Origin of the sequence: Streptomyces cyaneus, assembly GCF_004028635.1 — a bacterium.
Classification (GTDB): domain Bacteria; phylum Actinomycetota; class Actinomycetes; order Streptomycetales; family Streptomycetaceae; genus Streptomyces; species Streptomyces cyaneus.
The window spans coordinates 1132170-1145173 of sequence record NZ_ML138678.1; the positions used below are offsets into that span (position 1 = coordinate 1132170).

Consider the following 13004-nt stretch of genomic DNA (forward strand, 5'->3'; position numbering starts at 1 on the left):
CCCCAGGGGGAACCGAACTGATTCCCGCCGCGTGTTCATGGGCAGGGGTGGTGCGGGGATCCTGCCCAGCCGCCGGCAGGCGTTCCGCTGCGATCCGATCAAGATCCAGCCAAGCCCGGTGCGGATGTCAGTCCCGGCAGCGATACTTGCGGCGACGGATGACCACGGGGGAGGTCAGCAGTGACACAGACGCCGAAGAGCAGCACGGCACCACCACCGGGACACGCCCCGGCATCCGGCGCCCCCACCATGCCGTCCGTGCCCCCGCAGCCCGTCCGGCCCGCCACGCCCACCCCCACCCCGCCGGCCGCGAGACCCCGCCGCACCGCCTTCGCCGAGGGCTTCGACCAGCTCCGCGCGGCCGCCACCACCGAGCCCGGCCGCCTGCGGATCATCGGCGCCCTCCTCGCCCTCTTCGTCGTCGCCTTCGGTGCCGTGGCGGCCTGGCAGATGACCGAGCGGGCGGCAGCCGCCGACGACGTCCTGGGCCGCAGCCAGCCCCTGACCTCGGACGCGGCCGACATCTACCGCTCCCTGGCGGACGCCAACACCGCGGCGGCGAGCGGCTATCTCGCGGGACTGCAGGAAAAGCCCGCCATGCGCGAGGGCTACGAGCGGGACATCCGCACGGCGGCCTCGAAACTCGTCACCGCCGCCGCCAACTCCGAACCGGGCTCCGCCTCGGCGCACACCATCGCCGAACTCAGCGAGCTCCTCCCGGAGTACAAGGGCCTGGTCGAGACGGCGAGGGCCAACAACCGTCAGGGCTACCCCGTGGGCGGCGCCTATCTGCGCGCGGCGAACGAGATGATGCAGCAGAAGATGCTGCCGGCCGCCCAGAAGCTCCACCAGACGGAGAACCAGCGCCTGCGCGACGACTACGCGGACGCGAAGTCGTTCCCCTGGGCCGCGGCCGGCCTCGGCGTGCTCGCCCTGGCCGCCCTCGCCTGGGCCCAGCGCCGCAACTACCAGCGCACGAACCGGGTTCTGAACCACGGCCTGGTCACCGCCACGGCCGCCTCCACCGTGGTCCTGCTGTGGCTGGCCGTGGGCCACACCGTCGCGCGCGCGGGCCTGAACGACTCCTACGACCACGGCGTCCGCTCGCTGAACGTGCTGCACGAGGCCCGCATCGCCTCCCTGACCGCCCGCAGTGACGAGAACCTGAACCTGGTCCGCCGCGGCGCGGACACCAAGAAGCTCGACGACGGCACGGTCGTGGACGCGTACGAGTGGGGCTACGACCAGGAGATCGAACAGCTCGGCAAGGCGCTCGTCCGGGCCGAGGGCCTCGCCGACGACACGGCGGGGAAGAAGCCCGTGCAGGACGCCAACGGCTTCATGAAGGTCTGGAAGGACCGCCACGCCATCGCCCGCGACGACAACAACTCGGGCAACTACCAGGCCGCCCGCGACCGTGTCATCGGCGCCGCGAAGGAGCCGACGAGCGTGTGCTTCGACAACGTCGACGAGGCCTTGGCGAAGGCGCTCAAGCACGAGCAGATCGAGTTCAGGCAGGCCGCGGGCGACGGCCGTGACTCGCTGACCGGCCTCCCGACCGGCGCCGCGGTCCTCGCGGTCCTGGGCGCGGCCGGCGCGGTCCTCGGCATCGGCCGCAGGCTGTCGGAGTACCGGTGAGAGGGGGCAGGGCGATGAACGCACGCGGCACGACGACGAACGCACGCGACGACTCGGTTCGCCTCCGGGGCGGCGCGGGCCGCCCGTGGCGGCGTCTGCGGGCCGGTCTGCGCGGCTGGGGCGGGGTGGGCGCGATGGCGCTCGTCTGTGCCCTGGCGGTGACCTTCGCGCTGCTGCTGCCCCTGTCCCAGCCGTACGACGGGGACGGCGGTGCGGTCATCGGCGGCCAGGGCGTCGCCCACAGCAGCCAGGTGCGGGCGGAGGACTGCAAGAAGCCGCAGGACCAGAGCCTTTCGCCGTCCGGCGGCGACGGGAAAACCCCGACCGTCGACGCCATCAAGGCCCGCAAGGACCGGCGCCTGATCGTCGGCGTCGACACCAACAGCTACCGCTGGGGCTACCTCGACCCGAACAACCCCTCCGGTGAGCTGGAGGGATTCGACATCGACCTGGTCCACCGGATCGCCCAGGACATCCTCGGCGACCGCGACGCGGTGCAGTTCAAGGCCATCCCGACCAGCCGGCGTATCGAGGCGATCCAGAAGGGCGAGGTCGACATGGTGGTCCGCACCATGACGATCAACTGCGACCGCATCGGTCAAGTCGCCTTCTCCGCGCCCTACTTCGTGACCGGCCAGCAGGTCCTGGCGCCCAAGACGTCGACGATCACCGGGTACAACAAGACCCTCTCCGACAAGAAGGTGTGCTCGGCCAAGGGCTCCACCGCGTACGACAACCTGGAAGCGGGCCGCAAGAGCGGCGACCTCCCCGCCTCCGCCGACATCAGGACCACCGTCCCCAACCAGCTCGACTGCCTGGTGAAGTTGCAGCTCGGCGAGGTCGACGCGGTCGTCACCGACGGCGCGCTCGCCGCGAGTCAGGCCGCGCAGGACCCCGCCGTGGAACTCAAGGGCGGCCTGTTCACGGACGAGTACTACGGCGTGGCGATGAAACTGGGCTCCGAGGATCTGGTACGCCAGGTCAACCGGACCCTGGAGAACTACATCAAGGACGGCGGCTGGGAGGCGTCGTACGAGAAGTGGCTGCACCCGACCATGGACCAGGGCGACAAGAAGTCGGCCTCGGCGACCCCTCCCGCAGCCCGGTACAAGTGACCGACCATCAACTGACGAAGACCACTGACGGAACACAACGCAGCGAGAGGTGATCGATGGGCGTCACGGACCCCGCCGGGCCGGTGATGGACCGGGACGAGGTGGACCGTGCGCTGGCGCGGCTCGGCGCGGAGCACGAGGCGATCGAGACCTCGCTCCTCGCCCTGCAGGACCACGCGGGCCGCAGACTTCTCGAGGGCGCCGAGCTCACGGGCATCACCAAGGAGCGCTGGACGGCCGCGGAGGCGTCGATCACGCTGCTGTGGGCGTACTTCGACGCGTACACGGACGCGTTGCGCTCCGCCCGCGAGATCCGCTCCCGCCGTCGCTGGTCCAGCCGCGACGACCTGGTGGAGCTGACGGAACTGCTGCGCGGCCAGTCCGTGACCGTGGCGGGATCGGCGGCCGCGACCCCCAACGCGCCCACCCTGCACGGCGGTTCGGGCAAGCTCAGCGAACAGTTCACGCTCGTCACCCTGGTCGACCGGATGAACGAGCTGTACGCGACCTCACTGGACATGGTCGTCGCCGCCGACGCGGTCTGGTCGGCGCTGCCCGCCCGCATCGATTTACTGGCCGCGGAACTCCAGCGCACCCGCCGGCTCGCGCACTCCGTGGGCGTACGCCCCGGCGAGCACCCGGCCGGCGACGACCTGGAGCGCATCACGCGCACGCTCACCAACCTGCGCGCCCAAGTGGTGTCCGACCCGCTCGCGTACTGGGTCCCCACGCAGGGGAGTTCGGCCCCCGGCGGGGGCAAGCCGGACACCACGGTCTACGACCGGGAGGCGCGCGCCCTGGAGGACGTACGACGGGAGATCGACGCCGTGCTGACGGTCCGTCAGGATGCTGAGCAGCGTCTGGTCAAGCTGCGTGACGTGCTGTCCCGCGCGGACCGTACGCTCGCCGAGGCCCGCACCGCGCGCGGCGAGGTGCTGGCGAAGATCGCCGCCACGGAGGTGCCGGTCGTCAGCGGCCCGCCGACCGTGCTGCAGGAGCAGCTGGCGACGGCCGCCGAGTACCGCAGACACGCCCAGTGGCACCGCCTGTCGCCGCTCCTGGAGTCGCTGGAGCAGAAGGCGGAGGACGAACTGCTGCGCGCCCGCGAGTCGTTGACCGCGGTCACCGCGCCCCTGGCGGTCCGCGCCGAGCTGCGCGGCCGCCTCGACGCGTACAAGGCGAAGGTGGCCCGGCACGGCCTCGCGGAGGACCCGTTCCTCATCGAGCGCTACGACGCGGCCCGCCGCATGCTGTGGAGCGCCCCCTGCGACCTACGCGTCGCCGAACAGGCGGTCCTGCGCTACCAGCACGCGGCGGCCGAGCTGCTCGGCGGTCCGCGCGTGCCGGGACCGCGCGACCCCGAGGACCGGAGGGGGCCGGGATCATGAGGGACAGGGGGGAGCCGTCGTCATGAGTCAGGCACAGCAGACCTGCCAGCGACCGGACTGCGGCGGGGCGTACGAGGACGTGGGCGGCGGCGAGCTGTACTGCGACACCTGCGGCCTCGCCCCGGTCGTCTCGGCGACCGGCACGGTCGGCTCGCCGCCCACCGGGGTGACGGCCGGCGGCAAGGACTCCCGCGGCTCGGCGGGCAGCGGCAGCTCCCGCTCCACCGGCCGCGGCAGCTCGCGTACGTCGTCGCAGTCGTCGAAGTCCCGGCGCTCGGTGTCGGGACGGCTGTCGCGCTCACTGTCGGGCCGTTCCTCGGGCCGCTCGGTGTCGGTGCGCAGCTCCGGCTCGACCGCCGGCTCCAGCGGCCGCGGCCGGCTCGGTGTCGGCCTGGTCCAGGTCCCGGACGTGCCGCGCCCCGACCCGCGCGCGATGGTGCTGGAGAACCCGGAGGTGCCCGAGCGCAAGCGGTTCTGCTCCCGCTCGGACTGCGGGGCGCCCGTCGGCCGGGCCCGCGGGGAGCGCCCGGGCCGCACCGAGGGCTTCTGCACGAAGTGCGGGCACCCGTATTCCTTCGTCCCGAAGCTGAAGTCCGGCGACATCGTGCACGGCCAGTACGAGGTCGCGGGCTGTCTGGCGCACGGCGGCCTCGGCTGGATCTACCTCGCCGTGGACCGCGCGGTCTCCGACCGCTGGGTGGTGCTCAAGGGCCTGCTCGACACCGGCGACCAGGACGCGATGGCGGCGGCGATCTCCGAGCGGCGCTTCCTCGCGGAGATCGAGCACGCCAACATCGTGCGGATCTACAACTTCGTCGAGCACCTCGACCAGCGCACGGGCTCGCTCGACGGCTACATCGTCATGGAGTACGTCGGCGGCAAGTCCCTGAAGGAGATCGCGAATTCGCGCCGTACGCAGACGGGCAAGCGCGACCCGCTCCCCGTCGAGCAGGCGTGCGCGTACGGCATCGAGGCGCTGGAGGCCCTCGGCCACCTGCACAGCCGGAACCTCCTCTACTGCGACTTCAAGGTCGACAACGCCATCCAGACCGAGGACCAGCTCAAGCTGATCGACATGGGCGCGGTGCGCAGGATGGACGACGACGAGTCGGCCATCTACGGCACGGTGGGCTACCAGGCGCCCGAGGTCGCGGAGGTCGGCCCGTCAGTGGCGTCCGACCTGTACACCGTCGCGCGCACCCTGGCCGTCCTGGCCTTCGACTTCCAGGGCTACACGAACGTCTACGTCGACTCCCTGCCCGACCCCGACCACATCGAGGTCTTCCGCCAGTACGAGTCCTTCTACCGCCTCCTGGTCCGCGCCACCGACCCGGACCCGGCCCGCCGCTTCGCCTCCGCGCAGGAGATGACGGAGCAACTGACCGGCGTCCTGCGCGAGGTCGTGTCCCTGCAGACGGGGCGCGCGAGGCCGTCACTGTCGACGCTGTTCGGCCCCGAGGTGCGGGTCACCGACACGGAGCTGTTCCCGAAGCCGGCCGGCGAGGTGTCGCGGTTGGGGGCGCGGGTCGTGCGCACCCGCAAGCAGCAGCTCTCCCTCCCCGCGGCCGGCCTGCCTGCCGTTTCCGCCGCCAACCTGCCTGCCGTTTCCGGCGGCATCGTCAAGGTCGTCGACGCCGCCGTCGCCGCCCTCGCGCTTCCGGTCCCCCGGGTCGACCCCACCGACCCCAACGCCGGTTTCCTCGCGGGTCTGATGACCACCGCGCCGGCCGAGTTGCTCGGTGCCCTCGCCGCCGCTTCGGCGCCCTCGACCGAGACACGGCTGCGGCAGGTGCGGGCCTGGCTGGAGAACGGCGACACCGGCACCGCGCACGAGGCGCTGCTGAAGCTGGAGGACGAGCGGCCCGACGACTGGCGGGTCGTCTGGTACCGCGGCGTGGCCGCGCTCGTCACCGGCGACCACGAGGGCGCCGCGCTCGCCTTCGACGCGATCTACGACGCCTTCCCCGGCGAGCCCGCCCCCAAGCTGGCCCTCGGCCTGTGCGCGGAGGTGCTGGGCCAGCTGGACAACGCCGCCGAGTACTACCGTCTGGTGTGGTCGACCGACCCGAGCTATGTGAGCGCCGCCTTCGGTCTCGCCCGCGTCCAGCTCGCGGCCGGCGACCGCCGCAGCGCGGTGCGGACCCTGGAGTCGGTTCCGGAAAGCTCCATTCACTACACGGCCGCACGCGTGGCGGCCGTCCGCGCCCGGCTGCGTGGGCGCACGGCGGTCGCCGCTGACGTACCGTTCCTGGACGACCTGACCGCGGCCGCGGGCCAGGTCGAGGCGCTGGACGCGTACGGTCTGGACCCGGCGCGCCGGGAGCAGTTGTCGACGGAAGTCCTCGGCTGCGCGCTGGACTGGATACTCTCCGGTGGCCAGGGTTCCGCCCCTCCCGCCGCCACCGGAGGACGGACGCTGCTCGGCAGCGGCCTGGACGAGCGGGGACTGCGTTTCGGACTGGAGCGTTCGTACCGCACGCTGGCTCGGCTCGCACGGGGCGGCGAGGAGAGGATCGACCTGGTGGAACGTGCCAACCGTTACCGCCCCCGGACGTGGGTGTAGTTGATGTCGCAGATGCCCCAACTGTCCGCCTGCCCGAGCTGCGAATGGCCGCTCGAGTCGGGTGACCGTTTCTGCGGTGCGTGCGGATACGACCTGTCCGCCGTACCCGTACGGCCGGACGACAACCCGACCATCGTGATGAACGGCTCGACGCCACCCCCTGCCGCGGGCGCGCCCGGCATGGGCTGGCCCGGCGCCGCCACGCCGGACGCCTCCGGCAGCCACGAACTGCCTCCGGGCACGCCCCCGCTCCCCCAGTCACCACCGCCGCCCGCAGCACCGGTGCCGCCGGCGGCGAGCGGGGCCGACGGGGTGCCCGGCGCCCCGACCTCCCCCGTTCCAGGCCCCGAGGGCATCCCGCCGGGCTCCGCCGATCCCGGCTTCCCGGGTGGTTTCCCGGCCCCCGGCCACCCGGCACGGCCCGGCTTCCCCACCGTCCCGGCACCCGGCGGCCACGGTGCGCCGGCCGGCCCGCAGACGGCGCCCGGCCTCGCCGGTCCCACCGGCCCCGCGGGTCCCCCCGCCCCGACCGGCTCCCCCGTCTCCCCGGCCTCCGGCGTCCGTTTCGATCACCCTCCCGAGCCCGAGGAGTACCCCTTGCAGGCGCCCGATCCGCGCGTCGTCACCGACCTGCCGACCCCGCCCGAGGGCACCAAGGTGTGCGTGGCCTGCCGTGCGGGCCGCGTGGACCACGACGGGTACTGCGAGAACTGCGGGCACGCCCAGCCGCGCGAACGCGACCACATGGAGCTGGACGCCGGCCCGGTGGCCGCCGTCAGCGACCGCGGTCTGCGCCACCACCGCAACGAGGACGCGTTCGCCGTCGCCGGCACCGCGCTGCCCGACGGCCGGCCCGCGGTCCTGGCGATCGTCTGCGACGGCGTGTCCTCGGCGACCCGCCCCGACGACGCCTCGATGGCCGCGTCCCGGGCGGCGAGCGAGTCGCTGCTGGCCGCACTGCCGCGCGGCACGCACCCCCAGCAGGCCATGCACGACGCGATCGTCGCCGCCGCGAACGCGGTCAACGCGCTGGCCGCCGAGCCCGCCACGGCCCGCGAGCAGGGCCCCCACCAGAACGCCCCCGCCTGCACGATCGTCGGCTCCGTGGTCACGCCCGAGCTGCTGATCGTCGGCTGGGTCGGCGACAGCCGCGCCTACTGGGTCCCGGTGGACCGCAGCACGCCCCCGGCCCGGCTCACCGAGGACGACTCGTGGGCCGCGCAGATGGTCGCGGCCGGTCTGATGAACGAGGCCGAGGCCTACGCCGACGAGCGCGCCCACGCCATCACGGGCTGGCTCGGCGCGGACGCCTACGAACTGGAGCCGCACACCGCTTCCTTCAAGCCGGACCGTCCGGGTGTAGTGGTGGTGTGCACGGACGGGCTGTGGAACTACGCGGAGGCGGCCGCCGAAATGGCCGAGGTCGTGCCCCTCGACGCCGCCGCGCGCCCCTTGCACAGCGCCCAGGTGCTCGTCGGTCACGCCCTCGACGGCGGGGGCCACGACAACGTAACAGTGGCCGTCCTGCCGTTCCCGGCGCCGCCGATGGGGGCAGGATCGGCCTGAGGCCGCACCGCGGGGACAGCCTGGACGGACGGCCTCATCGGACCGGAGGGGACCGGTCCGTCGACAGCCATGGCCCCATCACGGGGTTCTTTAGGGGGATTTGAGAACACATGGCCAATTTCTCGAAGTCGAACGTGCCGCAGTTCTCGGTGGACGTGTACCAGAACGAGTACCTGCCGGAGGGCGGTCGCGAGGTCAACGCGATCGTCACGGTGACCGCGACCGGCGGCGGCACGGTCGGAAGCGCGGTCGCGGCGCCCCACCTCTACTCTCCGGGGCAGGGCCCGTCCGCGGCTGTGGCGATCATGGTCGACTGCTCGGGCTCGATGGACTACCCGCCGACCAAGATGCGCAACGCCCGTGACGCCACGGCCGCCGCGATCGACACCCTGCGCGACGGTGTGCACTTCGCGGTGATCGGCGGCACGCACGTGGCCAAGGAGGTGTATCCGGGCGGCGGCCGCCTGGCCGTGGCCGACGCCACCACCCGCGACCAGGCCAAGCAGGCCCTGCGCAGGCTCAGCGCGGGCGGCGGCACGGCGATCGGCACCTGGCTGCGGCTCGCCGACCACCTGCTGTCCTCGGCCGACGTCGCCATCCGGCACGGCATCCTGCTCACCGACGGCCGCAACGAACACGAGTCGCCGGAAGACCTCAAGGCCGCGCTCGACGCCTGTGCCGGACGCTTCACCTGTGACGCCCGTGGCGTGGGTACGGACTGGGAAGTGAAAGAAGTCACAGCAATCGCCTCGGCCCTGCTCGGCAGCGCCGACATCGTCGCCGACCCGGCAGGTCTCGCCGCCGACTTCACGCAGATGATGGAGACGGCGATGGGCAAGGAGGTCGCGGACGTCGCCCTGCGGGTGTGGACGCCGGTGGGCACGACCATCAAGTTCGTCAAGCAAGTCGCGCCGACGGTCGAGGAGTTGACCGACCGCCGCACCGAGGCCGGCCCGCGCGCCGGGGACTACCCCACCGGCTCCTGGGGGGACGAGTCCCGTGACTACCACGTCTGCGTCGAGGTTCCCGCCGCCGACCTCGGCCGGGAGATGCTCGCCGCCCGGGTCTCGCTGGTCATCCCGCAACCTGACGGCACCGCGCAGAACTTGGGCGCCCAGGGTCTCGTACGGGCCGTATGGACCGACGACATGGTCGCCTCGACCTCGATCAACCCACAGGTTGCCCACTACACGGGCCAAGCCGAACTGGCACAAGTCATCCAGCAAGGTCTGGATCTACGCAAAGCGGGGGATATGGATGGAGCAACGGCCAAACTGGGCCGGGCCGTTCAGCTCGCCAGCGTCTCCGGAAACGCGGATACGGCGAAACTCCTTGCGAAGGTGGTGGACGTGGTCGATGCCGCGGCAGGTACTGTGCGACTGAAGGCGAAGGTCGCGGAGGCCGACGAGATGACTCTCGAGACACGGTCGACAAAGACTGTTCGTGTAAAGAAGTGACCTAGTAGCGCCCCAGCAGGACCCTGAAAAGCATCGAGCCTGACCCCTTGGGGTTGGAGAAATCCGGTCGAAGCGGCCGGAAAGGAGAGGGGGAAGCGCCGACATGCCGACCTGCCCGAACGGACACCAGTCGGGTTCCGACGACTGGTGCGAGGTCTGCGGTCACCGCATGGCCGGTGCCGTACCTCCACCCCCTCCGCCGCCGCCCCCGCCCGGCGGTGGCTACGGCTTCCCGCCCCCCGGCGGTCCCGGTGGCCCTGGCGGCCCCGGCGGTCCGTTCGGCGGCCCGAACACCGGTCAGCCGGGCGGCCCGCCGCCCATGTCCGCCGTACCGGAGCCGGAGCTCTGCCCGCAGTGCCGTACGCCGCGTGAGGGCGGTGCGCCGTTCTGCGAGGAGTGCCGGTGGAACTTCCTGACCAACACGGCGACGTCGTACACCCCGGCCGCCCCGCGCACCCAGGCGCCCGGCGGCCCGGCCCTGCCCTCCCACTTCCAGCAGCAGTCGGCGCCGCCTCCGTCGTTCGGTGGCGGTGACTCGTACGAGTACCAGGGTTCGCGCCCGTCCCAGGTGAACCGCCCGGCAGAACCGATCCCGCCGTTCGGCGCGGAGCCGCAGGGTCCGGGTGGCCCTGGCGGTCAGGGGGCTCCTGGCGGTCCTGGGCCCGGTGGTCCTGGCGGCATGGGCCCCGGCGGCCCCGGTCCCGGCCCTGGCGCGCCGGGCGGCTTCGGCGCGGGCCCCGGCGGTCCGGGCAACCCCAATCCCGGCGGCCCTGGTGGGCCCGGTGGCCCCGGCGGCTTCGGCCCAGGACCCGGCGGTCCGGGCAACCCCAACCCTGGCGGGCCCGGTGGCCCCGGCGGCCTTGGTGGTCCGGGAGGCCATGGTGGGCCGGGAGGCAACGGCCCCTCCGGCTTCGGCGGCGACCCGTCGCGGCCCGTTCCACCGCCGCCCGGTCCCACCCCGCCCGGCGGTCCGGGCGCGACCAGCGGTGCTCCGCAGGCGTTCCAGCAGGGCGGCCCGCCGGCCCCGCCCGGGTTCCCGCAGGAGACCCACCGTCCGCCGCAGCAGGGCGGCCCGTCCTTCGGTGGTGGTGACGACTGGGTGATCTCGCCGCCGTCGTCGGGCCCCGGCGCACCGGGTGGCCCCGGCCCCGGGCCCGCTCAGGGCGGCTACGGCTATCCGCAGCCCGGCTCGAACCAGGCCCCGCCGCCTCCAGGTCCGGGCTACCCGCAGCAGCCGACGACCTGGACGGCGACCATCGGGCCGGACCGCGACTACTTCATGGCGATGATGCAGCGCTCCGGCCCCGAGGCCGCGGGCCTGAACCTGCCCGCGTACTCGCCCGAGCAGCAGCGCGCCCTCACCGGCAACCAGATCACCATCGGCCGCCGCCGCCACTCCACCGGCGACACCCCCGACATCGACCTGTCGGTGCCGCCGGAGGATCCGGGCGTCTCGCACCAGCACGCGGTCCTGGTCCAGCAGCCGGACGGCACCTGGGCGGTCGTCGACCAGAACTCGACGAACGGCACCACGGTGAACGGCTCCGAGGAACCGATCCAGCCCTTCGTACCGGTACCGCTGCAGGACGGCGACCGGGTGCACGTGGGCGCGTGGACGACGATCACGATCCGGCGCGGCTAGGTCTCTCGCTACCGGGAGGGGGCGGTCGTACGGCGAGCAGGTGCCGTACGACCGCCCCCTCCCGGCGTTTCAGCCGGGCAGCGCCCATGCGTACGGTCCCTCGGGATCGTCCAGCCACGCCCACTCGTGCTCGCCGCTCACGGTGATCCCGTACCGCTCCCGCTGCGGCTGTCCCTCGCGCTCCCACAGCGCGTACGCCTCCTGCGGATCGAGGCTGCCGCGGGTCAGGGCCAGCAGGAAGCGGAACAGCTCGTGCTCCCTGGCGTGGCGGGGCAGCCCGCCCACGTGCGCGGGCTCCGTTTCGGACGGGCTCCCGCCGCGCAGCGGCACGAAGTAGGCGGGCGTGTGCAGGAAGCGCCCTTCGGCGTGCTCGGCGTCGCGCACGGCGAGGGCGACCAGGCCGGTGGCGAGCGGTGTCAGGATGCGGGCGCCGGGGCGGCACTGGGCGAGCCAGGCGCGTGGGATCGAGCGCAGGGTGCAGGTCGCGATGATCCGGTCGAAGGGGGCGCGTTCGGGTACGCCGCGTGCGCCGTCGCCGGTGACGACGACGGGGTGGTGTCCGGCGGCGGCCAGGTGCTGCCGGGCCGACTCGGTGATGTCCGGCTCCAGGTCGACGGTGGTGACGAGGTCGTCGTCGCCGAGCCGGTGGGCGAGCAGAGCGGCGTTGTAGCCCGTGCCGGCCCCGATCTCCAGGACTCTGTTGCCGTCCTCCACCTCCAGCGCGACCAGCATCATCGCCATCAGGGACGGCTGGCTGCTGGAGGAGAGCAGCTCGCCGTCGCGCAGCCGGGTGGCCAGCGGGATGTCCGCGTACGCACCGCGCACCCAGCGCTCTCGCGCGGCCGGGTCGGGACTCTGGCCCCATCGGCGCTCGTAGCCGCCCGCGACGCCGACGTAGTAGTACGGGACGAACAGATGCCGCGGAACGGCGGCGAAGGCCTCCCGCCACACCGGGTCGTCGGCCCATGCGCCGCTCGCGTCGATCTCACCGACCAGTGCGGCCCGCGCCGAGGCGGCGAGGTCGGCGAGTTCCTCGGCGTCCCTGCCGAGATCCTGCGCGCTCATACGTCCACTGTGCTGCGGCGGGCGGCACGAGGCGAGCCCCGGCGACCGGAATCGGTGGCTCGGTGCGGGTGGTCCTAGGCCTTGAGTCCTGGGCCGCCCGGTCTGAGACCATGGACGACGTGAATGAGATTCGGCGCGGCACGCTTCAGGAGCAGACCTTCTATGAGCAGGTCGGCGGGGAGGAGACCTTCCGCCGGCTCGTCCACCGTTTCTACGAGGGGGTGGCCGAGGACCCGATCCTCAAGCCCATGTACCCCGAGGAGGACCTGGGCCCGGCCGAGGAGCGCCTCACCCTGTTCCTGATCCAGTACTGGGGCGGCCCGACGACGTACAGCGAGAACCGCGGCCACCCCCGGCTGCGGATGCGCCACGCCCCCTTCACCGTCGACCGCGCGGCCCACGACGCCTGGCTGAAGCACATGCGGGTCGCCGTCGACGAGCTCGGCCTCTCCGAGGAGCACGAGCGGACGCTGTGGAACTACCTGGAGTATGCGGCGGCGTCGATGGTGAACACGGCGGGCTGAGCCTGCCGCTTGCCGAATTCGGGCATTGATCGCTTCCCCTAGCCAA

General features: G+C 72.8%; 9 protein-coding genes. 8 read left to right on the forward strand and 1 reads right to left on the reverse strand.

Annotated features, from left to right (window positions below; all coding sequences use genetic code 11):
- Positions 1–180 precede the first annotated feature (180 nt).
- The 7 genes from EHO50_RS43875 (at position 181) to EHO50_RS05070 (ending at position 11369) form a co-directional block, all read left to right on the forward strand.
- Positions 181–1638 carry a hypothetical protein gene (locus tag EHO50_RS43875; protein ID WP_164904750.1) on the forward strand — a complete coding sequence of 486 codons (1458 nt, stop codon included), beginning with the start codon at positions 181–183 and terminating at the stop codon, positions 1636–1638.
- A 14-nt stretch (positions 1639–1652) separates the two neighbouring features.
- Positions 1653–2753: a glutamate ABC transporter substrate-binding protein gene (locus EHO50_RS05045; protein ID WP_128428548.1), complete on the forward strand. Its 1101-nt coding sequence runs from the start codon at positions 1653–1655 to the stop codon at positions 2751–2753.
- A 56-nt stretch (positions 2754–2809) separates the two neighbouring features.
- Entirely contained in the window at positions 2810–4141 is a 1332-nt protein-coding gene (locus EHO50_RS05050; RefSeq protein ID WP_128428549.1) for a coiled-coil domain-containing protein, read from the forward strand.
- Between the two features lie 22 nt (positions 4142–4163).
- The gene (locus tag EHO50_RS05055) at positions 4164–6704 is read left to right on the forward strand and encodes a serine/threonine-protein kinase (RefSeq protein ID WP_128428550.1); all 2541 of its coding nucleotides are present in this window, start codon (positions 4164–4166) and stop codon (positions 6702–6704) included.
- Positions 6705–6707: 3 nt separating this feature from the next.
- Positions 6708–8270 carry a PP2C family protein-serine/threonine phosphatase gene (locus EHO50_RS05060; RefSeq protein ID WP_128428551.1) on the forward strand — a complete coding sequence of 521 codons (1563 nt, stop codon included), beginning with the start codon at positions 6708–6710 and terminating at the stop codon, positions 8268–8270.
- A gap of 110 nt (positions 8271–8380) precedes the next feature.
- Complete coding sequence (locus EHO50_RS05065) at positions 8381–9727, forward strand: vWA domain-containing protein (protein ID WP_128428552.1); 1347 nt, start codon at positions 8381–8383, stop codon at positions 9725–9727.
- Positions 9728–9830: 103 nt separating this feature from the next.
- A complete protein-coding gene (locus tag EHO50_RS05070; protein WP_128428553.1) occupies positions 9831–11369 on the forward strand; it encodes an FHA domain-containing protein in 1539 nt (512 codons plus the stop codon).
- Between the two features lie 69 nt (positions 11370–11438).
- On the opposite strand, the gene EHO50_RS05075 is transcribed toward EHO50_RS05070, so the two are convergent.
- Complete coding sequence (locus EHO50_RS05075) at positions 11439–12434, reverse strand: methyltransferase domain-containing protein (protein ID WP_128428554.1); 996 nt, start codon at positions 12432–12434, stop codon at positions 11439–11441.
- 110 nt (positions 12435–12544) lie between these two features.
- Between EHO50_RS05075 and EHO50_RS05080 the strand changes: the two genes are divergently transcribed.
- Entirely contained in the window at positions 12545–12958 is a 414-nt protein-coding gene (locus tag EHO50_RS05080; RefSeq protein ID WP_128428555.1) for a globin, read from the forward strand.
- Positions 12959–13004: the final 46 nt, after the last annotated feature.